Source organism: Brachyspira hampsonii 30446 (genome assembly GCF_000316195.1).
Taxonomy (GTDB): Bacteria; Spirochaetota; Brachyspiria; order Brachyspirales; family Brachyspiraceae; genus Brachyspira; species Brachyspira hampsonii_C.
Window position 1 is genome coordinate 1,816,062 of record NZ_JH994111.1, and the last position, 26,810, is coordinate 1,842,871.

Below are 26,810 nucleotides of genomic sequence, written 5' to 3' on the forward strand. Positions count from 1 at the left end.
TTTTTATTTTGTTTTTATATCACCGAATATGTACTTTCCTTAATTAATAAATAAAATTAGTTTTGAAACAGGTCATTATTTTATTGCAATGTACTCAAATCTTTGAAATAATTTTGGGCATCATTATAACCCTGCTCTATTCTTCTTTCAGCACCTTTTGGAGAGAAATCAAGTACCCCATAAAAGAAATTACCTAAGTCTTTGGAAGGATACATTTCATAAATATTAACATTATCTTTCTTTTTTACAGGCTTTTTATAATCCAAATGTATAACTATTATATCTGTACAATTTTCATAAAGATAAAGCGGCTCTATAGGACAATCATCTGTATAACAGCCGTCGAGATAGAATTTATTATCAATCTTTTCTGTTGGAAATACCCCGACTAAAGCAGATGTAGCTAAAAGTATTTTCTTTATTATTTCATTAGAATTGCCGTTTAATTTGAAATATTTTGATTTTATAAAAAACAGAGCATTATATTCTGTACAGGAAGCATATATATTAAAATGATAATTTGACAAAAGATTAATATCTATATATTTATCTATGATTTCGATTAATCCTTCTCTTGAAAATATACCGAATATAGAAGATTTATCAATTTTACAATACTCTTTAAGTTTTTTTGCTGTAAGTATTTTAGTTTTTATCTCTTCTTTCCACACTTTTACGGCCATATCATAATTATTCATAGCCATAAGACAAGCATTCAAAGCACCTACAGAAGTTCCGGAAATGGCAGACACTTTATCATATATACCAGATTCTATCAAATACTTCCAAACGCCTATATGATAAGCCCCTCTTCCTCCTCCGCCTCCTAATACAAGTCCGATTTTTTTCATACTCTGATTATTATAAAAAATACTATTGCATATTAAATACACAATAGTATAATATCAACATAATAATTAATTACCGCCATTATTCTGATTTAGTGAAGACTCAAGTCTCTTTCTTTCTCTCTCAGCCTGCTGCAATTCTGCCTGCATTTGATAATATGAAGCTAATCTCTGCTGTCTGTATTGTTCTATACGATCCTTTTCATCGTCCATTCTTCTTTTATTATCATCTAAACGGCTTCTTGTCATAGCAATACTATTTTCAACAATACCTCTTGTCTGAGAATAAGGAGTTATAAAATCACTCATAGTATAAGCAACTCCTGTATCCGGTACATCATCGCCTGTGGTATCATTAGAAAATAATTCTTCTATACCGTCCATCTGAGTCTCTATTTTATTCATAAATTTTTCTTCATCTACCTGTAAGAAACCTTTTTTTACTTTAGACCATTCCTCTCCGGCATTTCCTCTGTTTATTCCTATCTGATCTAGAAGTGCCAATTCCTCACCGTACTCTGTTTCATAAGCATCAGCAACAATCATTCTCACCCTTTGAGATAAAGTGCTTACAAGAGTATTTCCGCTGAATACACCTACATAATAAAGTTTCTTTCTCAAAGCATCATCTGTCATATCATAATTAAACTCTATTCCTAAAGTGGTAGCCAAATCATTTAAGTCGGTTCTATTCATAGCTTCAAGTCCGTCTCTAATATCTCTCGATAAAGGTCTTTGCGTAGTATCATTAAGAAGATCTATAACCTCATTATAAGCCCTTATAAAATTAGCTATAGCATTAACTACTCCCTCTTTATCAACTTCAATAGTGGTAGCAAATGCCTCAGGAGTAACTTTTTTAGCTGTGATATTAAGTCCATTAACTACATCATTAAACTCATTACTTTCGCTTAATACATCAACTCCGTCTATAGAAGCTCTGGCATCTGTAGCCTCTGAAACCAAATAATTAGGAGCATCTTCTTCTTTGCCCATGTCCTCAACTAATAAATCCTTATAAAATACATTATATCCCGGATTCTTATTGATAAGAACGACCTCTGTTATTACATCGCCCTCTTCAAACTGTCCGCCTATAGGAATATTAAGCCTTTGCCATGAGGCACTTATAGTAGGTAAAGCAAAGAATTTTTCTACCTCATCTCCTGCTTTATTTATATATTTTACTCCGATAATCTCAGAATTAAATCCTGTAGCATCTATTGGCTCAGGTGCTTCTGCTTCAAGTCCTTCTTTTGCCTTTCTTTCTTCTTCTAAGGCTTCTTTATATTTCTTTATATCTTCAAAAGTTCTGGAACTGTCTGCAGGAGATAAACCTTCTCCGTATAATTCAACATCTTTATATATTACGCTGTCTATTTTATTGAAAGTTACGCCTGTATCAGGTATAGACAAATCAACCGTAGGAGGCATAATAGGAGCTTCTTCATCATCTAAAGTATCAGAAACTCTAGCTGTTATAGATAAAGTAATATTTTCATTAACTTCAGCCTCTCTATGCAATGGAAGTGATAATTTATTCTCTCCCTTTAATACTATAAAGTCATTTTTTACCATATAATTAGTAGTTAAATTATCTGATTCATCTTCCCATTTATTTAAAAGCTGTTCATTAAATATATGTCCCAAATGCCTATAAGGGCGTCTAGTAAACATATTAAGCTCTTTCAATATGCCAGAATCATCGCTTACAACTTCTACTATATTTTTAGAACCTGTTTTTACTAAGTCCATAGTAAGAACTTGTAAATTTCTTGATTTCTGAGTTATTGTAGTTTTTATTTTCTTACCGAATGCCTTATCTATGGCTTTCTGTAAATTTACCAAACTTCCGCCTGCAAAATCTATAGTAGTTTCTTCCTCTCCTATTTTCAGAACTATTTTTCCAGCCGGAAGAGTATCAGTCATATTAAAAGCCTTTGATGAAAATTTCTGGCTTGCTGCTATATCCTTAATAGCTATATCATAAGTGGTGGTATTTGCTAATCTATTGGCTGTTACTGTAAAATAATCCGGTATACCTTCCCCTGTACCTACATAATTTTTGAAAGGAGAACGAAAGCCGTAAAGCTCTTTTGAGGCTGTAGATAGCGTATCTAATCTGGCTTTTAAATCCTCATAAGCGGATATTTGTCTTTGATAATCCCTTGCATTATCTGCCAAATTAGAAAGCGTGGTGCTTCTTTTATTTACCTCGGCTTCTACTGCATTTTTATATACTTCATCAAGAAAAGCTTCACTTGTTGCCATATAAACACCTCTCCTTATAATAATATATATTAATAAAAACTAAAATTCTAATATATTTGTAAAATAAATCTATTTTTAAATTATCGGAACAATGAAAAAAATAATAAGAACAATATTTTTTATTATAAGATAATCATTTGCACTTGAATTTTATTTTAATATACTATAGTACGGTGAATAAATTTAAAGGAGAGTTTATGGAAGTTTCAGATAGAAGCTGATTTTAGCTATATTCCTGCCGGTACACAGATTCTATGTAGGAAAAGGAGGAACAGGTATACTATATCTGATTACCGCAGGAGGATTTGGTATATGGTACATTATAGACATTGTAATGATCATATTAGACAAATTTACTGATAAAGAAGGAAGAAAGCTAAAAAAATAAGTAAATTTGAACAAATCAATAAAGGTTAGTATTGTTATGATGCTAGCCTTTTTTATTAAACTTTAATAATCGCTGCTTCTCTAATTCAAAACTTTTATAATCTAATATTTTAAAAAATGCTTTTTATAACCTCATTAACTTTTTATATTATTTTTCCATTACTTACTACAATATAAAGTATAAATACCCTGCTTTGATTATCATAACAAATATGCATACCTAGTATCATTAAAATAAAAAATAAAATTAGTTTTAATAAAAAATACTTAATATCAAGCCCTTTTTAAAAACATTAAATTTCTCTTGGTGAACTCTATAATCTCATCTTCAGTCATATTATCAAAACCAAGCCTTTTTTCTTCCTCAAGCAATTTTAATTTCTCTTCTCTCTCTTTTTGCATTTTAATTAACTCTATTTCTTTAAGCCGCTCTTCTCTTTTTATCAACTCCACTTTGCTGTAATGTCTTTTAATAGTGTTTTCTCTGTCTCCTTTCATTAAATATATTTTTAAATAACTTAAAAAATCAAGCCATATACCTGATAAATTGTCTTTATATTTTACTTTTTGTTTTGCTAAATTAATACAGTCCCTCCAATCATATTTCCTATCTTCAAAAATTAATTTAATTTCTTCCCGACTGTATTTAGTCTTAAAAGAATGTACTTGATATAATTTACTAGCTTTATTTCCTGTAAGAAAATTAAAAGTATTAATAAGCTCATTTACAAATATATCAAAATCAGAAGAGGGAGAAAATATTTTTTTATCTGCTTTATTTAATTGATTTGTATTTTTTAGTCTGCTATCTTTATTATTTAAGTTATTATCTTTATTATTATCTTCTGCTTTTTTATCTATACCGTCATCACAATTTTCACTATACTGTATAGGCTTTTTTGCTGATACATAATTAAATTTTTTTATATATATTTTTCTCTTCTCATTATTTTGTTTAGTTTTATCATATACGCATTTTATATAATTATATTCTTCAAGCTGTTTTATAGACCTTGAAATAGTATCTTTACTCACAGAATAGATTTCTGCAAAATAATGATTATTAGCCCAGCAGTAGCCTTTATCATTGGTAAGTGCTGCTATTTCTCCATAAATGAGTTTTGATAATGATTTTAATCTCTTATCATATCTTACATTAGATGGTATTATAGTATAATAGTTTTTATTATTTTTCATTATTATTACACCTTTAAAAAAACTTTATACTATATACAAAAAATATAATAGATTATAAGTTTATATTAATGCTTTTTTATCATTTTCTATTGATTTATTTTAATTTTTTAAATTAATGATTTAAAAAACTCTTTCAAATCATCTAGTATGCTATTATCTAAATCCCATATATCTTTTTTCATAGCATACTCAAAACTGCAGAATTTACTAGCTTGTTTTTGTTCTGATTTACTGCATGTATCAAATCTAATATAATTATTTATATAGAACTTATCAAAATCTTTATCGCTTATATCTTTATTATAGACTTTTAAACATTCTCTCCATCTATCTAAACAGTCAGCAAAAACAGAATCAGATTTTTTTATAGATTTTAATACAGTTTCTAATTCACCATATCCATCTACATTCATAATATAGCATACAAAATCAACATCGAGTTTAGAAGACTTTTCTAATTTATTTATTACTGTAAGATTTACATCATCACATACTGTTTTTAAGGAATCATTTATAAACTCAATCCTTTTATTTATACCTTCTTTATCAGCATCCAAAATAATTCCTACTATATCATATTTATCAAATTTTATATCTTTCAATTTTTTATTAAGGTTACTAATTCCATCTAAACATTCAAATTCACAAATACATTCAACATTTACATTATTAATATTAGAATGTTCAATTAATCTTTCTATAAAAAATTTATCGTTTTTACTTTCAACTATTATTAAATTATTCACCTCTAAACTCTCCATTATTAAGAAGTGCATATTCTAACTGCTCATTATCTCTATCTTTTATATTAATAAGTCCTGTTTTTTGATTTCTATAAAACTCTAAATATAATCCTTCATTGTCTTTATTTTCTTTATTAAAAGCCTCTATGCATTCTTTTGAATGAGTAGCAGCAAATACCTGACAATTAGCCTCTTTAGATATATCAAAAATCAATTTCCATAACTTAGGATAATTTGTATAATGTATTCCATTTTCTATTTCATCAATAAATAAATATCCGTCCTTACTAGCCCATATTGCACAAATGATTGCAATATATCTATTAATACCTTCACCAAATGAAGATAATAAAACAGGCTTCTCTCTATCTTTTAATTTTAATTTCAATATAACCTTATTATTATTAAATATTTGCCTAAGACCAATAATATTTTCATCAAATATTTTTAATGAATTATCAACATAATCTTCCTTACCCAAATTTGTTAATTGACCATATAAATATGCAGTATATTCTTCGTCAGTTTTAAAAGAATGTATAAAATGATAATCATCTTTAATTATTATTTTATCATTACAAAAATCGTATATATCTAATTCAAATTTACTATTATCAACAATTAAATTAAAATAAGGATGAATAATCATTCTATTTTCTTTTGATGGATCTTTTATATATACCATTTTTATTTTTTTATTATTAGATTTAATATTAATAATATTCGTATCATCATTAAAAAAATCTATATCAATATCATCATTTTGTCTGCTTTTAATCATTTGTATTATATTAGTATGAAGCTTCAAAGCATCTTCCGAATATACGGCAAGATTAACTCCTTCCATAAAAGAAGTTTTTCCTACATTATTCTTACCGCCTATCAAATTAACTCTTTTCAAACCATCAAATTCTAACTTTTTAAAGCATTTAAAATTTTCAAAACATATATTTTTAACAAAATGATTTTCCATTACTGCCTCTTAATATTTTTAAAAATATTATAGTTAATCATATACTAATTATTATATTTTTACAATAAAATAAAATCTCAAACAATATATAACGATTATAAATATTGAAATTTATAAAATTATGTATTAATATAAAATCTATGAATAATGTGTCTGTATTAATTAAGCCGGCATCATCTTTATGCAATATAAATTGTAAATATTGTTTCTATATAGACGAAGCTAAAAACAGAAAAATAGAAAATAACGGAATCATGACTGAAAATGTTATGAAAGCTGTAATAGATAAAGTTCTTCAAAATGCTGATAAAAATGCCTTATTTTCATTTCAGGGCGGAGAACCTACTGCAGCTGGACTAGAATATTTTAAGTCATTTATAGATTATGCTAATGAAAGCAATAAAAAAAACATCAATATAAATTACAGTATACAAACCAACGGATTATTGATAGATGATAAGTGGTGTGAGTTATTCAAAAAGAATAATTTTTTAGTAGGCCTTTCTTTTGATATGATAAAAGATATACATGATAATTATAGAGTAGATAAAAATAATAATGATACATATAACAAAGTATTAGAAACTAAAAAATTATTTGATGCCTTTAATGTAGAATACAATATACTTACAGTTCTTACATCCGAATTATCAAAATACCCTAAAGACATATACAAAAAGATAAAGAAGCTGAATATAAAATATACTCAATTCATACCATGCCTATCTGAAATAAATTCATGCAATAATGAATATTCTATAAAACCAAAAGAGTTTTCATACTTCTATAAAGAAATATTTTCATTATGGAAAGAAGATTTTTTTAATAATAATTATTACAGTATACAGTTCTTTGACAATATCATTCCATTATTTTTCGCAGGCTATCCTCCTATGACTTGTGGTATAAACGGAAAATGCACAAATCAGATAATAATAGAAAGCAACGGAGATGTTTTTCCCTGCGATTTTTATTGTTTAGATGATTATAAAATAGGAAATATAGCAGAAGAAGATTTGGCTGATATTTATTCAAGCAGAAAAGCAAAAGACTTTATCAATGAAAAAGCAGACAGAATAAATGATGAAAGCCATTCATTATGCCGCTCTTGTAAATACTTAAAAGTATGCAGCTCTGGATGCAAAAGAATGGAAAGCAATATGTACATAGATGAAAGCGGAGATTTCTGCGGCTTTAAAGATTTTCTTGATTATGCTATAAATGATATGATGATAATATGGAAGATAATATCAAGATAAATGAGTTTATAATAATAAATAGCTTATTTATGAAAATGTTCGTATATATTATTTGCTGCTTTATAGCTTATTCCCGGTATATTTCTAATGCTTTCAAAAGATGCATTTTTTATATTATCTATATTGATAAAATGAGAATACAATTTCTCTATAGTTTTTTTACCTATACCCTCTATGCTTTCAAGTTCGCTTTTAACCATTTCTCTGCTTCTTTTCTTACCATGACTGCTATTAACCCATCTGTGAGTCTCATCTCTAACCTTCTGTAAAAAAAGTCTTGCAGGTTCATTATCACTTAATTGTACAGGTTCATTTCTATTTGGCAAATATATTTCCTCAAACCTTTTAGCTAATGCCATTATAGGCTGTCCTTTTATATCAAGTTCTTTCAATGCCTCTATTGCCGAATTAAGCTGTCCTTTACCTCCGTCTATAAGTATTAAGTCTGGGAAAGTAAGATTCTCATCTCTAAGTCTTTTATATCTTCTGTAAACCGCCTCTTTTATAGAAGCAAAGTCATCTATGCCTGTAACTGTTTTCATATTAAATATTCTGTAATTCTTATTGTCAGAAACCCCATTAACAAATCTTACCATACCAGCCATAGTATAGCTTCCCTGAATATGTGCTATATCGAAAGACTCTATTACAGAAGGTGCTTTTTTCAATTTGAATATCTCCTGAAGCCTTGTTATGCCTAAAGGTATTTCTCTTATCAATGCCTTTTCTTTAAATAAATGTTTGGCATTCTCATTTGCTATGCTCATTAAACCTTTTTTGCTTTTATCGAGTTTTATATCAACATCTCTGCCTGAAATCTGCTTTAAATAATCTTTTATTATATCAATATCATTAATAGGAAAATCCGTGGATATAGAAGCCGGTATCAGATTGGCATGAGTATAATATTGAGTAAAGAAAGCAGAAAGTATTTCAGAATATTTTGATATACCATTTTCAATATAATATTCATCATCATTCGGAGAGTGCATACTGAAAGTTTTTCTGTCTGCAAGCTTACCTCCCTTAACTGATAAAATAACTATTATATAATTTCCTTTCTCTCCATAAACTCCTATTATATCAATATCATCGCTTTCAGGAATATAAATACTCTGCTCTACTGTTATATATTTAAGCAAGTCAATTTTATCTCTTAAATCTTTAGCCGCCTCAAACTCCAGCTTCTCAGCATGAACAAACATCTCTTGTTTTAATCTCGCAGCTAATTCATCAACATTTCCCTCAAGAAGCATTACAGCATCTTCTATAGTTTTATCATAATCTTCTTCATTTATCAAATCAGCACAAGGAGCACTACATTTACCTATATGATAATAAAGACAAGGTCTTATAGGTCTTTTAAGAGGAAAATCATATTTGCATCTTCTCAATTTGAAATTATCAATTATAAACTTTACTATATTATCCGCCCTTTCAGCAGCAACATAAGGTCCGTAATATTTTTTATATTTTCTGGCATTATCTTTATCTATTACATTTCTAGCCTTTATCACTCTAGGAAAATGCTCATTTGTTATTGCTATAAAAGGAAATGATTTCTGATCTTTAAGAAGTATATTATAATGAGGCTTATGCTTTCTTATCATCTCAGCTTCTAATATCAAAGCCTCAACTTCATTTTCTGTCAGTATATATTCAATATCCCTTATATGCTCTACTAATGCTGTTGTTTTTGCATCTTTGTTTGAATTATTAAAATATGATGAAACTCTTTTCTTTAGCGATTTTGCTTTGCCTATATATATTATTTCAGATTTGGAATCTTTCATAAAATATACTCCGGACTTATCCGGAATAATTTTTAATTTTTCATGTATATAACTTTTAACTTCCTGATTCATAATTCTCAACTTTTTATAAATTATACATAAAATAATAAACTTTGTCAAAGAAGTATACTATATATTGCTTTGTATAATTTTCAAGACTCTAATTAATAATAGACTTGTAGTTTGTTAATTTAATATTTCTTAATTAGAATAAAGTCTATTATAAAACTTTTAAAATATGTTAATTTAAATACAAAAAAAACAAACATAATCCTATAAAAAATAAGAAAATGTTTGTTTTATTTATAATATTAAAATTTATAATTATTTACTAGAAGCTTTAGTCTCCCATGGAAATAAAAGCCAATTATCATGATTAATATTTTTATAACTGTATCTAGGCTTTATTTTACTTGTATGCTCTCTTACAAATAAAGTAGCAATATCAAATTTCTGATCATCAAAATATTTTAGAGTTTCTCCTGTATCTGATATATCATCAACAATTAAAGCAGATTTATTTTTTACTTTTAATCTCCAAACTTCTTCCATATTTAAAACCATAGGAACTTTAAGTCTATGAGAAAGCATAACCGCAGGTACTAATCCGCCTCTTGCTAATCCGTAAATAACTTCATAATGAATCTTTGAATCTTCTATTTGCTTTGCTAATACCTCTATAGCTTCATCTATATTTTCCCAAGTGATTATATCATATTCCATTATACATAAACCTTCTTTAATCTTTAAAAATTAGGATCTTAAATTAATATCAAATCTAGTTTTAAGCATTTCAAGCAAAGATTTTTCCACACTATTAATATCTTCTTCTCTTAAAGTTTTATTAGGATCATAATATGTTATAGATATTGCTATGGACTGTTTTCCTTCTTCAACCTGTTCGCCTACATATCTATCAACTACACTTACATTCTGTATAATATTATTAAACTTAGTTATAGATTTAATAACCTTGCTGAACTCTATATCATTACTGCAAACCAAAGCTAAATCTCTAAATACAGCAGGATATTTTCCTATATCTTTTAATTTCTGTTTTTTAACTCTCTCTTTAACCAACTTCAAAGTTTTTCTGATATCAATATCCAAGAAATATACTTCACCGTTTATATCAAAAAGTTTAAGAAGTTTAGGATGAAGTCTTCCAATAATACCTATTTTCTCTCCGAATATAACAATCTCACCAGACATAGTAGGTATGAACCATTTATGCTCTTTAGGTACCAAATTATAATCAGTGCATTTTAAATCTCTTATTAAAAGCTCTTCTGCAACTCCGCTCATATCAAAGAAATCATAAGCCCTAGCTTCTTTATTCCATAATTTTTCCTGATAAAGTCCGAACATAACAGCAGACAAATGCTTTTCTTCTATAAAGTTTTCATTTTCCTTATAGAATATATTTCCTACTTCAAATAAAGCCCCATTTTTATGTCTATGATTATGATTATAAGCTACACTATTAAGAAGAGAAGCTAAAGTTGTAGGTCTTAAAACATCCATTTCATTAGTTAATGGATTTACCACTTTTATCAATTTTTCTTCTTCTATTCCCATAGCCTTAAATACATTGCTGTCCCCCATAGAATACTGCTTAGTTTCATAAAGACCATAAGAAGCCATTCTATGCTTAACAAAGCTCACTTCAGCATAATCTGTATTTATAGGATTACATTTTATATGAGGCACATTTGTAGATATATTATTGTAACCATATACCCTTGCTATTTCCTCAATCAAATCCTCAGCTATTGATAAATCATGTCTGTAATAAGGTATCTCTACTTTAAGATTATTCTCTCCAAGTGCTACAGCTTTAAATCCGTATCTTTTAAATATAGAAGATATTTCCATCTTACTCATATTAAGACCTAAATATCTTTTTACAAGTCCGCAGTCAAACACTATTATATTCGTATCAAACTGCTTAACATTTACCTCTTTAGATCTTGAAGCTATTTTGCATGAATTATCTAAAGTAACTATCAAATCAACAACTCTATTCAAAGCAGCAAGTGTAAGAGTATGATCTATATCTCTTTCAAATCTGTATGAAGCATCTGTTTTAGTCTTAGTTGCTATTGTAGATTTTTTCACCGCTATATGATCAAAATATGCACTTTCTATTAAAATATTTTTAGTATCATTTTCAATTTTAGTGAAATCGCCTCCCATAACTCCAGCAACACCCATAGGTTTTTCGCTGTCAGCTACTACTAAAACTTCATCTGTAAGTTCTATTTCTCTGCCGTCAAGCAAAGTAATTTTTTCTCCGTTTCTGGCATTTCTAACTATAACTTTACCGTCTTTTATCTTATCAAAATCATAAGCATGCAAAGGCTGTCCATATTCAAGCATAACATAATTTGTAACATCCACTATATTATTAACAGGATTTATACCGCACATTATTAATCTTTTCTGCATCCAATCTGGAGAAGGTCCTACAGTTATATCTTTTATAAGTCTCCCTACATATTTATAGCAGCTGTCAGTATTTTCTATTGTTATATCTATATTTCCGCCTGCAGCATCATAAGTATTAACAGATGGAATACTCACTCTTCTTTCTAAAACCAAAGAACATTCTCTGGCAAAACCTATAATACTTACCAAATCTCCTCTGTTTGCTGTGATTTCAACATTAAATATATGATCTGTGCTTCCTACTATAGTAGAAAGCGAATTTCCTAATATACTGTCTTTATCAGCATTAACTTTTTCAATATCTTCATCTAATATCCATATACCATATACGCCTTCCAATTCTTCATATCCCAATTCTGTTCTGGAACATAGCATACCATTACTTTCAAAACCTCTTATAGAAGCTTTTTTTATGGTCAATCCGTTTGGAAGTTTGGCACCTATCATAGCCACAGGAACATATATACCCTCTTTTACATTAGGAGCACCGCATACTATTGAGAGTGTATCTCCATCGCCAACATCAACTTTACATACACTTAATTTATCCGCATCAGGATGTTTATGTACAGATGTTATTTTACCGATAATAACACCCGGTATATCACCTCCTGTAGTTTCTATAGATGAAATCTCACTTCCTGCTAAAGTTATTTTTTCAGCAATTTCCTCTACACTAAATCCGTCTAAATTAACAAATTCTTTTAGCCAACTTAATGGAACTCTCATTATTATATCCTCAACTTAATTCTATTAAAAAATTATTTTTTTTTATTATTGTTGTTATGTATCTTGTTGTTATGTATCTTGTTATTATCTATTTCAGCCTCTATACTTATTTTATTAAATATTCTTAGAATTTTACCATTGTTTTAAGAAATCTATATCATTCTCATAAAACATTCTTATATCAGTTATTCCATATTTAATCATAGCTACTCTTTCTATACCCATTCCGAATGCAAAGCCTGTATATTTATTTGTATCATATCCAACATGTTTAAATACATTAGGATGAATCATACCAGCTCCCATAAGTTCAAGCCAGCCTTCTCCGCCGCAAGTTTTACATCCGCTTCCGCCGCATATTACGCAAGTAGCACTCAAATCAGCACCGGGCTCTACAAATGGAAAATAATCCGGTCTTAATCTTATCTGTGTCTTATCACCGAACATTTTTTTACAGAATAGCTCTAATATCCCTTTTAAATCATTAAAACTTATTCCATTATCAACCATAATCCCTTCAACTTGATGAAATACAGGTGAATGTTTTGAATCTATAGCATCTCTTCTGGCACATTTACCCGGTGAAACAACGGCTATAGGAGGAGGCGTCTCCATCATGGTTCTTATCTGCATGCCTGATGTATGAGTTCTAAGTACATGATCTTTAGATATAAAGAAAGAGTCATGACTATCTCTTGAAGGGTGATAATAAGGTATATTTAATGCCTCAAAATTATGAAAATCATCTTCTATTTCATTGCCTTCCACAACTCTAAAACCTATTTCTGTTAAAATCGAAACTATTTCCTCTTCCACTTTAGTAAGAAGATTAACTCCTACAGATTTAGGTCTTCTTCCAGGCATAGTTATATCTATTTTATTTTTCTCTAAAGAAGATAAAAACTCGCGTTCAGATATTAAATTCTTCTTCTCTAATAAAGAATTCTCACAATAACTCTTTATCTCATTAATCTTTTTTCCAAACTCTTTCTTCTCCTCAATATTATCTATAGAGGATAAACTTTTTAAAAGCTCTGTTATCTTTCCTTTTCGGCCTAAATAATGAATTCTTATATCATCTATTTCAGCCTGAGTATTAGCATTTTCTATACTGTTTTTTAAAAAGCTATGAAGCTCCTCGAGATTCTCCATTGATTTTTCCTATAACATAAAATTGAATACTATTATATTATACCATAAAATTATTTTCAATACAATAAAAAAATGATATAATATATTAATGATTTCTATTTATAATAATTTAAAAAATTTTTTCTATATTTTCAATAAGAATTTTAATTCTTTCTAAAACATTTTCATCATTTTTATTACAGAATAAAATATTTTTGATATCTCTATCAAAATTATTTGGAATTTTACGGCATAGTTTAAATACATAATCTAAAAGCTTCTTTTCACCTACATGCAGCTCTTCATTTAATGCAAATAAAATATCAAAATATGATGATAATATAGCCGTAATCCTATGATTAATACTCACAATATCATTTCTTTTTACTGCTTTTTCTAACTGCTCATAAAAAGATGCTATTTTCTTGCCGTACATAACATTAAAATTTTTTTCTATTATGTTGTTTTTTAATTTCTTAGGATATTCTTCATTTAATTCGCCTTGAAACTTCTTAAATTTTCCGCCTTTATCATAAAGTATATTAGAATGTTTTATATTGTATAAAAAAGCAGTAGTATATCCTATCTTTGCATTGCAGCCTCTCCATACATATTCAAGCTCTCCCTCAGCCCAAGATAAATCCCTATACATAAAATCTAAGCATATACCGCTGTCTTTTAATATCATCTCATCGCCATGCTCAAAATAATCATTGCCTATTTCATAATAAGAAGCATGTTTCTCAGCAAACTTTCTTCTAAGCTCTATATCTTCGCTGCTGTTTAATAAACCTTTGGAATATACATAAATGTCATAATCTGACATATCATCATTTATCAAACTGCTCCTTGATCCTGATAAAACTATAGAATCAATATTATTATTATTTTCAGTAATTATTTTTATATAATCATTTAGTATGTCATTTAAATACATAAAAACTTCCAAGTATTCTATTTTTTCTCCAATAAATAATTACTTTAAATAATCACTTTATTGAATTTGTTATGCCTTCTTTTACTCTATCTAATTCTTCTGCTGCCTTTTTAAATTCTGATTCTAAAGATTTAGAAGCATCTTCTATAGCTTTGGAAGGATCAATATTTTCTATAGCTTTTGAGAAATTATCAAGTCCTTTTTCTGCTGTATCTCCTGCTTTTTCTACGCTATCCTGTAATTTCTTTGAAGCATTATCTATTTTTTTATTTATAGCATCTGCTGCTTTATCTATCGCACTTTTATCTTTCTCACATGAAAAACTAAATAATGATAAAATAATAACCAAATAAAATATAATACTTTTCATAATATAATAAACTCCATATTTTTTTGTATAATTATAATAATTAATATGCATTTGTCAAGATATTGGAGAATTAGATATATAAACATTTATCTTATATTTATTTTTCATATTTTTTGAATTATATATACTAGTAGCTTTTGCAAGTCTGTCATTAAACTTTTCAACTAGAAAATCTGCATCTTTCACTTTAGGTGCTAGTATCACCTCTTTTAATGACTTGTTATCAAATATATAAAGATAATTTTTATAAGAGCGTTTCATTTTATTATCTATATGAAGAGGATTGCTTCCATACTCTACAAGCTGTATAATACGCATCTCCTGCTCTTCTATAAATGAAGCATCTTTTATTAAATACTGAATATTCATAAGAAGCTGATACGATAATGACAATTCTTCTGAATTAAAATCTTTGATAATTTTAAATATAGAATTGAATATATAACCTACATTGTTTTTTAATTTTTCATAAACTTTTTTATCATAGCTCCAAACATTATACTCTTTATTTAAATCAATGATAATATTATCATAATCCGATTCGCATGGATTGAATATTATTTCATTATTTTTAGAATTGTAATATAAAACAAAATATAAAGGCAAAGTCTGTTCATTATAGAATTCTATATTAGAATAATTATTTTTATCATAAGAAAATGAAAATACTATGCTGCTATTTAAATTATTAAATGAAGTATCAAAAAATGACTTATCAAATACCAAGCAGCAGCCTGTACCCTCTTTATTATCAGATTTTCCATATAGTCTGTACATAGTAAGAGAATCTTTGCATCTGCTGAATGATGTCTGTAATGCAATAAAATTATTAATATTTCCATATTTGGAATTTAATTTATTATTTCTAAGAAGCTGCATCAATATCTTTCCTTCTTTAGGATCATTTGCATTTTTTATGCTTGTCATTCTAAGTTTATTTTTCTTTAAGTATGTATTATATTTCGAGCTGTCTGATTTATCGTATCTCTTATCAAAGGCCATATCATCAAATACTTCAATGCTTGTATAATGGGATATCTCATTAATCTTATCATCATCTTTTACTGATACCAAATACAAAAATACATATTGTAATATCCATAGCTTTTTTAATTTTATTCTGTTATTAATATCTATATCTCTTACTATAAAATTAAAATATTCTTCTTTTTCTTCTGTCCAAAAATTATCTTCTTTTAATATTATATTAATAATTTTTTCTATCCCTATATATTCTATAAACCTTGATATAATACCGAATATATTAAGACTTTTAGAATCTTTAATATTCAATATAAGACTTAAAGCATAATCATACTGCTCTAAACCTATAAGAGCCTCAGATTTCAGAAAATATATTCTGTCATATATAGTATCATTTTCTATCATGCCTATTTCTATATACTCTATATAATCCTTATTTTTTATGATGGTGTCTCCCTTTGAATTTTTTTCATCTAAAATTGATAAAGATTTATCCAAACATTCTATAGCCTCTTTATATTTCTTTATATTGATAAAAAGACTAGCCTTATTTAAATAAATCACCTCCAAAGACTTATTTATACTTACAGCTTTATCATATACAGCAAAAGCCTCTTCTATTTTGCCAATCTTCTCTAATACTATGGCAACATTCAAATAAGCATAATCATACCCAAGTTCTAAAGCCTTATTAAAATAAAATAATGCATCTTCATATCGCTCAAGCCTTGAATATATAACGCCTATATTAAAATAAGATATCTCAGATTTATCATTTATTTCTAATGCCATATTAAATGCATATAAAGCCTCATCAAATGCCATTAACTTCGCAAGTATTATACCTTTATTGATAAAAGCCTTTTCATAAATAGGATTAATCTCTATAGCTTTGCTGTAATAATCTATAGCCTCTTCATATCTATTTAAATAATATAATGTTAATGCAGTTTTATAATAACTTCTTGCAAAATATCTGTCTATATAATTTCTATCAAGCTCATCATTATTATTTTCAAAATAACTTATAATCTTTAAATATATTCTAAGTGCTGAAGAATATTTTTCTAAATTAAAATAAAATCTAGCCTGAATAAACATATTTTCTATTCTATCTTTCAGCATAAAAAGTTCTCCAATAATTAGTATCATTTTATTATAAACCATTTTTTAATTATATAAAATTCTTTAATTATATAAAAATACTATAATTATATAAAAATACTATTGACAAATTTTTTATACATGTTAATATTACTATATAGAGTAATATTACTAAAAACATTTTAATTTAAGGATTTATGTATATGAAAAACAGTGATAAGGGATTCTTCGGTAAATTCGGCGGAAGATTCGTACCAGAAGAATTAGAAAAATTGTTAATCGAATTGGAAGAAGCATTTGCACATTACATTAATGACAAAGAGTTTTTAAGCGAGCTTGAGGAATTAAGAGCTGATTTTATAGGAAGACCTACTCCTTTAATGTACGCTAAAAACTTATCAGAAAAAATAGGCGGTGCTAAAATCTATGTGAAGCTTGAAGGCTTAGCAAATACAGGTGCACATAAGATTAACAATTCTATAGGTCAGGCACTTTTAGCCAAGAAGATGGGAAAGAAGAAAATTATCGCAGAAACGGGAGCAGGTCAGCATGGACTTGCTACCGCTGCAGCATGTGCCAAGCTAGGACTTGAATGTTCTATATATATGGGCGAAATTGATGTAAAAAGACAGCAGCCTAATGTTGCCTCTATGGAATTATACGGAGCTAATGTTGTGTCGGTAACCAGAGGAGGAAGAGGACTTAAAGATGCTGTTGATGCGGCATTAGAAGATTGGGTTAAAGATTTAAAAGATACTCACTATTTGCTTGGAAGTGCAGTAGGACCTAGCCCTTATCCTGATATTGTCAGGACTTTCCAATCGGTAATAGGAAGAGAATTGGATAAACAAATACAGGAAAAAAATTTGAATGTTAAAGCTATGATAGCATGCGTGGGCGGCGGTTCTAATGCTATAGGATTTTTTGAACCTTTTATAGAAAGAGAAAATCCAAAATTAATAGCGGTTGAAGCAGGCGGCATAAGTATGAACCTTGGAGAAAATGCCATTAGAATGCAAAACCCCTATGCTAAAGATATAGCAGCTCAAGGGTATATGAGCAAATTTATATTAAAAGAAAACGGCGAAATATCAGAAACTATGTCTATATCAGCTGGTTTGGACTATCCGGGAGTTGGTCCTCAGCTTGCATATTTGGGAGAATCTGGAAGAATAGAGTTTACTTATGCCACTGACAAAGAAGCTGTTAATGCAGTTAAAGAATTTGCTAGAAATGAGGGAGTAATATTTGCATTAGAAAGTGCACATGCCGGTGCTAAGGCTATAGAATATGCAAAGCAATACACCAAAGATGATGTAATTATAGTTAATATGTCCGGAAGAGGAGATAAAGATATATTCATAACTTCTCCTATATTTAGAGCAGAAAAATGGAAAGAATTCTTAAGAAATGAATTAGAGAGATTAGAAAAAAACATAGATATTCACAAATTTTAGTCTCCGATATAGGCTTTTGATTATTATTTATTAATATTCAAAAGCCTCTTTTTTATTTTCTATAAATTTCTACAAAAAATAACATACTTCTTCAAAAACTAATTTTATTTATGATTGCCGTACTAACCAAGTAAAGAAACAACCTCCTATTTTTTTATCGCTATACAAAACTGCATATTTATATAAAAATGATAATTATTATCACTATATAATAAGGCTTTTATTAATAATACATTTTAAATTAATTATGTCCTTGAAAAATATATATTTTATTATAGAATAAAGCTAGATTTTTAATTAAATACTATTGTTTTTATAAAATCATCGTATTTAGTTTAAGGATTTTTTATATTGAAAAATAAAGTTTATTTCATTATATCTTTGCTTTTTATAGTGTTAATAATTTCATGTAAAAAAATCAATTTATTAACTCCTTCTATTATACCGCCTCCTACGGAATTCCCTGTTTCAGGAGAAATTCCGGATTATATAGTACCTTCTCCTACACCTCCAGAAAATATAGAGGAAAGTTATATAGAAATAAATCCTGAAGTAGTTGCAAATGGCACTGTTTTTGGAGGGTACGGAAGAAGATTCAAATTTCAAAATGAATGGTATGTTTTAGCTACTAATGAATATCAATATGACCCTAATACAAAAAGGCTTACTCCTTCATCAAAAGGCGCATTACTAAAAATTAATAATGATGGAAGTACAATAATTAAAATTCATAGTTTATCATTAGCTGATGATTTAGAAAATACTGAATATTGGAGAAATTTAAACTCAAAACAATTAGTTATAGAAGCAGATAAAGTAACAATACCTTCAGCAAATGGAAGACAAAAAACTTTTAATTTTCCTAAATATCCATATAGATTAGATAGGGCAAATTTTTATTATAATAATCCTCCTCCTTATTATAACTTTGCATGCTATGGAAACTTAATTATTTATGCTGTATATAGAGAATCTCAGAGTCTTATAAATTGGTCTGATTCTCTTAATGAAATAGAAAAAGCGGACTATTATATTCCTGGTCCCGATAATTATGAGCTTGGTGTACAGGGTGTACATGGCATGGAAACTTTAGACTTTTCTGCTTTATTTTATATTAAAGGTAAATTATTTATTACAGGTCAAAAGTCATTTGCTGATGACAATCTTCGCGGATATAGAGACCCTCAAGCCGCTCAATATACATGTGATTCAAAAAACTACTATACTGTTGATATTACAAAAGACACTCTAAATAATAATAATTGGGATAAACATGAATTCCCTTTTCCAGAAAAAAGACAGCAGTTTCTTATAAAATATGATAGAAATAAATTGGACAAAGTATACATATATGGAGGAATATCTTCGCATTATGAGTATAAAGGCGGATATTGGCAAGAAGTAAAAGATAAAGATTTTAGCGAGAAAGACGGAGTATGGTCAACAGAAGACGGTATAAATTGGAAAGAAGAAAAGAATATAGATGTAAGTAAACTTGATAATTATTATTATGATGCTAATCGTGAAAAAATTGATATAGTAGGCGGATATGAATCTGAAGAATACGGAACCCCTTTAGAACCTTCATACACAGAATTAAATGGTAAATACTACAGAACTTTTAACAGCACTTATCCTATACCTCCAATAAAAGAAATTATGGAAACTGTTGATAGATTTGAAACAAATTTCACTGTTACAGAAGAGCATATTAAAAAGTCTGGTTATTATCAATTACAAGTCTCTTCAGTATCTCCAGATAAAGCAGATGAGTCTGACTGGGTTAATGTAGTACCTAATAATCAATTAACTTCCGCTATAGGCTGGGAAAGCGGCGGTGCTGATTTATTTACTTTTAATAATAAAATAGTTCGTCTGATTGATTATGACAGGCAATTCAAATTAAACAATCAATATGAAACGGCTTTGAATCTTGCAGATAAATATTATAATCTGCTTTTAAACTCTTCTATGTCTGATTTTAAAAAATATGATTATTATTTTCTATATTATAAAGCTATGGCGGACATGCTAAAAATTATTAAAGATAAAGGCAATGATTATTTTCTGCCCGATGAGGCAGTTACGCATTATACATTTAATATATAAGTATAATGAAGATTCATAAAAGTAATTTATTAATTTAGAAATATTTTTTATTTAGATATAACTTTTCCGTCTATATTAGAAAAATGAACATTCCCAAAATCTCTGCTGTCATAACCATAATCTCTATTATCAGAAAGTACAAAATATTCATTGTAGCCTATAATATAAGGTCCGAAATTATCTCTTGTTGATACTTCAGCATCTAATATTCTTCCGTCAAACTCTGCATTAGCCCAAGGCTCATTCAAAACTTCTCCGTTTATATAAACAACCTTATCCCTTATTTCTATTGTTTCATTTGGAAGTCCCACAACTCTTTTTATTAAATATCTGGTATTTGATATATTTACATTTCCGAATGTTACAAAATATACAAAATATGAAGCAAATCTTTTTAGAAAAAATTCCTTTTCCGTTCTAGGATCTACCATAAATACTATATCTCCCCTTTTAGGTCTTGAGAAAACAATAGTTTTTCCTGTAAGAGATGATACAAAAGGTTTTAATGTAATACCATATCTTAATTTAGAAGTAATTAAAATTTCATTAGGTTCTATAGTATCCATCATAGTAGAACTTTTCATTCTATCTATTCTTATAAATAAAGTAAAAATACCAAATAAAACAAAAGCAATAATAAATCCTAATATCAATCTTGCAGCTACCCTATAAAGCAGATTATTGCTTCTGTAATATATAAAAATAAAAGGTTTTAATACTGACTTGAGTGCATTAATTTTTTCTTTTTTTAATTCTTCTCTGTCATAAGAATAATTCATCTATAATTGATGACCTCTGTAAATAAAAATAACTTTTTATGATTTTTTAGCCTGATGCTCGCTATTTTCCAAAGCAGCAGGAACAGCAGGAACTACAATATATCCGTATTCGCCGCTTCTACATAAGTCCATTATTACTTCATTATTTAATGTAGCACCTTGAACATCTTCCCTTAAATATTCAGGCAAATCTATAACATGATATAAAGGATCAATGCCGTCAACATTAACTTCAAATAATCCTTCTATGAATTCCAAATCTTTATTTAATCTATCTAACATTTCATCTTTTTGACTTTCTTCTATTCTTAATCTTGTTTGATATAAAAGAGCTTCTAATTCTTCTCTGTCTGTAGTCATTATTATATCCTTAAAAATTATAATTACAAAAATAATATACTATAATCAATATTTTTTCAATAGTTTATATATTTTTTTAATATTACTAATATAAAAGAATTCTCTTCATTAAAATACAAAAATACATAATAAAAGCATAATTTTTATATTTTAGCTATTTAAATTTTATATAAAACAATGTATCATTTTTTTAAAATTAATTAACATAATATTAAATTAACAAGTAAAAAATATACTAAAAAATACCGTTATTTATACTATTGATAAAATTTTTTTGTTAATATAATATTGCAGTATTAATAATAATTCTTAAGAGGTAAAAGGTTTATTTATGAATTTTTTGGAAATAGAATTAAATAAAGATAAAAAAATAATAAGCGAGGATTTCAAATATAGAAAAAGGCTGATAGTTGTATTTATAATATCAATATTAGTTGCTGCATTATTATTAATAAGGCTGTTCTATTTACAAATAATACAAAATGAACATTATGACAGTTTAGCTAGGAATAATAAAGAGCAAATAATACCTATAGATGCCTATAGAGGTGAAATTTATGATAGAAATGGTGTTATAGTAGCAGAAAATATCAAAACATACACAATGTATATGATCCCTGTCTATTTGCCTAAAAATTATTTTGAAAGAGAAGAATTATTATACAGGGTATCTAAAGTATTTAATATAGATTTAGGACATATAAAATCAAGTTTGGAAAAAGTTTCAAAAAACAGCTATGAATCGGTAGAAATATCAGAAAATATATCAATGTCTCAAATGAGTTATTTGGCTGAAAGATCTGAAGAATATCCGGGAGTATATTATGGAAGTAAATCTATAAGACATTATCCTCTTGGCGAAACTATGACGCATGTATTAGGATATATCGGAAATATATCTCAGGAAGAGTTTGAAAGAAAGCAGGCAGAGGGATACAGAAGAAACAGTGTTATAGGTAAAGAAGGTGTTGAGCAGTTCTATGATAAAGAGCTTAGAGGTATAGATGGCTATGAACAGTGGATAGTAGACTCAAGAAACAGAGTAAAAGAAACTATAACACCTGCCATAGGAAAGCCAATACCTGGAAAAAAACTCATATTAAGTATAGATTCTAAAATTCAGAAAGATGCTGAAGATTTAATAAGGGGACAAGTAGGTACTATAATAGTATCAAAGCCTACAACAGGTGAAATATTAGCTATGGTAAGCTCTCCTTGGTACGATCCTAACATCTTTATAGGTAAAATAGACAGGCAGAAATATGCTGAACTTATAAATAACCCAGCTAATCCATTCTGGAATAAAGCCATAAGAGGAAGATATCCTCCGGGTTCAACATTCAAATTGGTAACCGCTGTAGGGGCATTAAATGAAAAAAGAATAGGAGTTAATACAACAAGATTCTGCGGAGGCGGTATGCTTCTTGAAAACAGATTCTACAGATGTACAGGTCAGCATGGCTATGTAAATATGTATAAAGCCATACAATATTCATGCAATACATATTTCTATAACTTGGCTTATGAATTAGGACCTAATTTCATTAAAAGATATGCTGAAATGCTGGGATTCGGCGATATTACAGGTATAGATTTACCTGGAGAAAAAGTCGGAGTTGTACCTAGTGCCGATTGGAAGAGAAGAAAAATCGGAGAATATTGGTGGGATGGAGATACTATTCAGTATGTTATGGGACAAGGTTATATGTCTGCTACACCTATAGCAGTTCATATGGCTACTTCAGCTATAATTAATGACGGAGTAATGTACAGACCTCATGTAGTTAAAGAAATAAGAAGCTCGCAAACAGATGAGGTTATATACAATAATGATAAAGTAATAATCAAAAAATTGGATATAGATAAGAATATATTTACAGTAGTAAAAGAAGGTATGAGAATGGCTGTAACAGGCGGTACTGCTAGAAATGGTGCTTGGTCTCCTGATATTAAATTAGCAGCTAAAACAGGTACTGCTCAAAATGCTCAGGGTAAAGACCATACTTGGGTTACAATATTCGGTCCTTATAATCCTAGACCTACTGATGATATGATAGCAGTTACAGTTATGCTTGAACATAGCGGCGGCGGCGGCGGTACTACTGCAGGTCCTATAGCTACAGCAATGCTTCGTTCTATATTAGGAGGCGAAAACGCTTTAGAAGCCAAAAATGTTATATATGCTAGAATGCAGTATATATATCAGCAGATAAGACTTGCAAGAGAACAAATGAAAGCTCAGGAAAATGGAGAAACCTTAGAAAATACTGACGAAGAACAGCAAAAAGAAGAAAAAACTCAAGAAGATGAGAGGATAAAATATGAGTGATAAAAAAGAGTTAAAAAAACTATTTGTCTTCGATTGGAAAATATTAGCAGCTGTAATATTTTTAATGACTGCAGGGGCTATTGCGGTATATTCATCAACCTACTCCCCTGAATCAGGAAAAACAAGCTGGATGTTTTTAAAGTTTATATTCTTCTGTGCCACAGGTATAGTATTGATATTCATCAGTATGTTTATAAACTATACTAAATTAGCAGAACATAGAATGTCATTATATATACCAATGCTTGGAATCTTAATACTAGTATTAATACCCGGTGTAGGAACTACTGTAAACGGCAGCAGCAGCTGGTTATTCGGTATGCAGCCTTCGGAGTTCGGAAAAATCGTTGTTATCATATTCTTAGCTGGTTATTTAGATCAGATAGGAGATAAAATAAAAGAAATAAAATATTTTGCTTTAGCAGGACTATTTATTTCCATACCTATAGGTTTAGTATTGCTTCAGCCGGATTTAGGTACTGTACTTGTATACTGTTTTATAGTATTTATAATGCTTTTTGTGGGAGGGGTTCCTACAAGATATATTATAGCTTTGATAAGCATAGGTGTTATAGGTCTTTCTATACCTATGTTTCTTGAATATAAAAGAATGTCTGATGATATAGATAATATACTTTTTAATTTTCTATCCCAAAGGATATATATAGGATATTTAGCCGGAATATTTTTATTTGTATCAATACTTCTCATTACATTAAATTTCTATATGAACAGTAAGTATGTAAGTTTATTATCATTTACTTTCTTTGTATTATTTTTATGTATGGGAGCGGCTCTTGTATTTGATATAGGTTTAAAAGAGTATCAAAAACAAAGATTATTGGTATTTATGAATCCTCAATTAACCAGATTAAGTTCGGGTTATAATATTATTCAATCGCTTATAGCTGTGGGAAGCGGAGGATTATTAGGCGAAGGTTTTTTAAATGGTAGTCAGTCTCAATTAAACTTCATTCCTCAGCAGGTAAATGACTTTATATTTTCTAATATATGTGAGGAATGGGGCTTTATAGGAAGTTCTTTGGTAGTTTTGGCTTATGCTGTTATATTTATAAGAGGTACAATGTCTGCATATTATGCTAAAGACAGACTTGGTGCTTTAATAGTATCAGGAGTAATAGCTATGTTCTTATGCCATGTTATTATTAATATAGGAATGGTTGTAGGAATGATGCCTATTACAGGATTAACTTTGCCTTTTATAAGCAGCGGCGGTTCATCTATATGGACTTTCTGTATATCAATAGGATTAATATTTAATGTAGAAGCAAGAAGGTATGTTCATTAGTTAATATGAGTATGAAAAACAGTAAAATTTTAACAGAAAAAGTTTTGATAGTCGATTCAAATATAGATTATGCGAAATTTCTGCAAAAATTTTTAAAAGAATCCGGATATTTATCATATATAGCTTTATCTTATGAAGAAGCTGTTAATATGGTCTATGATAAGATTCCAGACTGTATATTAGTTGATTACATGCTTCCTAATGCCGGAGCATGCCGTCTTTCTCAGCATATAAAAAATGATAATATATTAAAAAATATAGCAATACTTTTTCTCACGGCAACCAACAACAAAAGTGAATTTTTAAAAGCTTATGAATGCGGTGCTGATGGTTTTTTTATAAAATCTATAGATACGGATATTTTATTATCGAAAATGAAAGCATATATAAGGCTTAAAAAAGCTATAGAATCAAATATAATGTATATGAATATATTAAAACAGGATATAGAATATGCATCAAAGCTTCAAAAATCAATACTTTCTTATGGAAATACATCAATACCTAAAAATGACATATCCGTTTATCATTATGCTCCTAATGAAGTATCAGGCGATTACAGCGGCATAAAAAGTATAAATGATGGCTGGTATGCTATACTTCTTGCAGATGTATCAGGGCATGGGGTGGCGGCAAGTATGCTTACTATTTTGATAAAATCGTTTTTTGATTCTCATGCTGTTATAAATTGTAAAAATACTTCTCCTTCTAATTTTATAAAAGAACTTAATAACTTTTTTATAGATGAAAATTTTGATAAAAGTTTATTTGCATCCGTTTTTTACGCTATATACAACAATGATACAGGAGAATTAATATGTTCATCAGGCGGCTCTCCTAAACCAATATATCATTCTAAAGATTCAGCAGAGGAAATCAATATAGAAGGGCCTTTAATAGGTATGTCAGAAGACAGCGAATATTCAGAAATAAGCATAAAATTAAAATATAATGATGTAATATTTATATTCACCGACGGAGCTTATGAAGTATTTAATACCGAAGGAAAAATGCTTGGGGATACGGAATTAAAAAATATTTTCACTAAAAATATTCATAAAGATGTTAATGTAATAAAAGACAATATTATAAAAGAATTAAAATCATTTTCAAATAATGCCTTATCAGATGACATAAGTATGATAATACTAAGAAGAACTAACTGATAAAAGACAAATCAAATATTATTTTTTCATATAAAATAAAAAAAATCACAATAATTATAATTTTTTGTAAAAAAACAAAAATTTATTTACATGTTTATTTGACATGTAAAAATATTTTTCTATACTA

Annotated in this window: 21 protein-coding genes; 7 read left to right on the top strand and 14 right to left on the bottom strand. The window is 28.3% G+C overall.

From position 1 onward, the window contains the following. Positions 1-80 precede the first annotated feature (80 nt). Both A966_RS12590 and fliD read right to left on the bottom strand, forming a co-directional pair. The gene (locus A966_RS12590) at positions 81-851 is read right to left on the bottom strand and encodes a patatin-like phospholipase family protein (protein ID WP_008726210.1); all 771 of its coding nucleotides are present in this window, start codon (positions 849-851) and stop codon (positions 81-83) included. Between the two features lie 66 nt (positions 852-917). Further along, positions 918-3,119, bottom strand: coding sequence for a flagellar filament capping protein FliD (gene fliD, locus A966_RS12595; protein ID WP_008726212.1), 2,202 nt, complete (start codon positions 3,117-3,119; stop codon positions 918-920). A gap of 217 nt (positions 3,120-3,336) precedes the next feature. Here fliD and A966_RS13320 point away from each other — a divergent pair, with 217 nt between their 5' ends. Then, the gene (locus tag A966_RS13320) at positions 3,337-3,507 is read left to right on the top strand and encodes an NINE protein (RefSeq protein WP_372450730.1); all 171 of its coding nucleotides are present in this window, start codon (positions 3,337-3,339) and stop codon (positions 3,505-3,507) included. 272 nt (positions 3,508-3,779) lie between these two features. Here the strand turns inward: A966_RS13320 and A966_RS12600 are convergent, their stop codons facing one another. The 3 genes from A966_RS12600 to A966_RS12610 form a co-directional block, all read right to left on the bottom strand. Next, positions 3,780-4,703, bottom strand: coding sequence for a helix-turn-helix domain-containing protein (locus A966_RS12600; protein ID WP_008726214.1), 924 nt, complete (start codon positions 4,701-4,703; stop codon positions 3,780-3,782). A gap of 107 nt (positions 4,704-4,810) precedes the next feature. Continuing rightward, positions 4,811-5,449 carry a DUF3226 domain-containing protein gene (locus tag A966_RS12605; RefSeq protein WP_008726215.1) on the bottom strand — a complete coding sequence of 213 codons (639 nt, stop codon included), beginning with the start codon at positions 5,447-5,449 and terminating at the stop codon, positions 4,811-4,813. Beyond that, complete coding sequence (locus A966_RS12610) at positions 5,442-6,419, bottom strand: AAA family ATPase (RefSeq protein WP_008726217.1); 978 nt, start codon at positions 6,417-6,419, stop codon at positions 5,442-5,444. The genes A966_RS12605 and A966_RS12610 overlap by 8 nt, the downstream gene beginning before the upstream one ends. A 104-nt stretch (positions 6,420-6,523) precedes the next feature. On the opposite strand from A966_RS12610, the gene A966_RS12615 reads away from it, so the two are divergent. After that, positions 6,524-7,678: a radical SAM/SPASM domain-containing protein gene (locus A966_RS12615; protein ID WP_008726219.1), complete on the top strand. Its 1,155-nt coding sequence runs from the start codon at positions 6,524-6,526 to the stop codon at positions 7,676-7,678. A 23-nt stretch (positions 7,679-7,701) separates the two neighbouring features. Here the strand turns inward: A966_RS12615 and uvrC are convergent, their stop codons facing one another. The 7 genes from uvrC to A966_RS12650 form a co-directional block, all read right to left on the bottom strand. Then, complete coding sequence (gene uvrC, locus A966_RS12620) at positions 7,702-9,543, bottom strand: excinuclease ABC subunit UvrC (RefSeq protein ID WP_008726221.1); 1,842 nt, start codon at positions 9,541-9,543, stop codon at positions 7,702-7,704. A 252-nt stretch (positions 9,544-9,795) separates the two neighbouring features. After that, a complete protein-coding gene (locus A966_RS12625) occupies positions 9,796-10,194 on the bottom strand; it encodes a phosphoribosyltransferase (protein WP_008726223.1) in 399 nt (132 codons plus the stop codon). Positions 10,195-10,224: 30 nt separating this feature from the next. Next, on the bottom strand, positions 10,225-12,648 hold the full coding sequence (gene pheT / locus A966_RS12630; RefSeq protein WP_008726225.1) for a phenylalanine--tRNA ligase subunit beta: 2,424 nt from the start codon (positions 12,646-12,648) through the stop codon (positions 10,225-10,227). 132 nt (positions 12,649-12,780) lie between these two features. Next, the gene (gene pheS, locus A966_RS12635; RefSeq protein WP_008726227.1) at positions 12,781-13,800 is read right to left on the bottom strand and encodes a phenylalanine--tRNA ligase subunit alpha; all 1,020 of its coding nucleotides are present in this window, start codon (positions 13,798-13,800) and stop codon (positions 12,781-12,783) included. Between the two features lie 109 nt (positions 13,801-13,909). After that, positions 13,910-14,716 (bottom strand): DUF4037 domain-containing protein, encoded by an 807-nt coding sequence (locus tag A966_RS12640; RefSeq protein WP_008726229.1) that lies wholly within the window; start codon positions 14,714-14,716, stop codon positions 13,910-13,912. A gap of 52 nt (positions 14,717-14,768) precedes the next feature. Further along, positions 14,769-15,086 carry a hypothetical protein gene (locus A966_RS12645; RefSeq protein ID WP_008726231.1) on the bottom strand — a complete coding sequence of 106 codons (318 nt, stop codon included), beginning with the start codon at positions 15,084-15,086 and terminating at the stop codon, positions 14,769-14,771. Positions 15,087-15,140: 54 nt separating this feature from the next. Beyond that, complete coding sequence (locus tag A966_RS12650; RefSeq protein ID WP_008726233.1) at positions 15,141-17,195, bottom strand: tetratricopeptide repeat protein; 2,055 nt, start codon at positions 17,193-17,195, stop codon at positions 15,141-15,143. 182 nt (positions 17,196-17,377) lie between these two features. Here A966_RS12650 and trpB point away from each other — a divergent pair, with 182 nt between their 5' ends. Both trpB and A966_RS12660 read left to right on the top strand, forming a co-directional pair. Continuing rightward, complete coding sequence (gene trpB / locus A966_RS12655) at positions 17,378-18,631, top strand: tryptophan synthase subunit beta (protein ID WP_008726235.1); 1,254 nt, start codon at positions 17,378-17,380, stop codon at positions 18,629-18,631. A 351-nt stretch (positions 18,632-18,982) separates the two neighbouring features. Further along, a complete protein-coding gene (locus A966_RS12660) occupies positions 18,983-20,740 on the top strand; it encodes a hypothetical protein (RefSeq protein WP_008726237.1) in 1,758 nt (585 codons plus the stop codon). Positions 20,741-20,787: 47 nt separating this feature from the next. Here A966_RS12660 and lepB read toward each other — a convergent pair whose 3' ends face one another. Together lepB and gatC are read right to left on the bottom strand one after the other, a co-directional pair. Then, positions 20,788-21,519, bottom strand: coding sequence for a signal peptidase I (gene lepB, locus A966_RS12665; protein WP_008726239.1), 732 nt, complete (start codon positions 21,517-21,519; stop codon positions 20,788-20,790). 36 nt (positions 21,520-21,555) lie between these two features. Then, on the bottom strand, positions 21,556-21,879 hold the full coding sequence (gatC, locus tag A966_RS12670; RefSeq protein ID WP_008726241.1) for an Asp-tRNA(Asn)/Glu-tRNA(Gln) amidotransferase subunit GatC: 324 nt from the start codon (positions 21,877-21,879) through the stop codon (positions 21,556-21,558). Between the two features lie 331 nt (positions 21,880-22,210). Here gatC and mrdA point away from each other — a divergent pair, with 331 nt between their 5' ends. From mrdA to A966_RS12685, 3 genes are read left to right on the top strand one after another with little or no spacing between them, the layout of a single operon-like run. Beyond that, positions 22,211-24,208 carry a penicillin-binding protein 2 gene (mrdA, locus tag A966_RS12675; RefSeq protein WP_008726243.1) on the top strand — a complete coding sequence of 666 codons (1,998 nt, stop codon included), beginning with the start codon at positions 22,211-22,213 and terminating at the stop codon, positions 24,206-24,208. Further along, positions 24,201-25,517 (top strand): FtsW/RodA/SpoVE family cell cycle protein, encoded by a 1,317-nt coding sequence (gene rodA / locus A966_RS12680; protein ID WP_008726245.1) that lies wholly within the window; start codon positions 24,201-24,203, stop codon positions 25,515-25,517. The genes mrdA and rodA overlap by 8 nt, the downstream gene beginning before the upstream one ends. 11 nt (positions 25,518-25,528) lie before the next feature. After that, a complete protein-coding gene (locus A966_RS12685; RefSeq protein ID WP_039955787.1) occupies positions 25,529-26,683 on the top strand; it encodes a fused response regulator/phosphatase in 1,155 nt (384 codons plus the stop codon). The last annotated feature ends 127 nt before the right edge of the window (positions 26,684-26,810 follow it).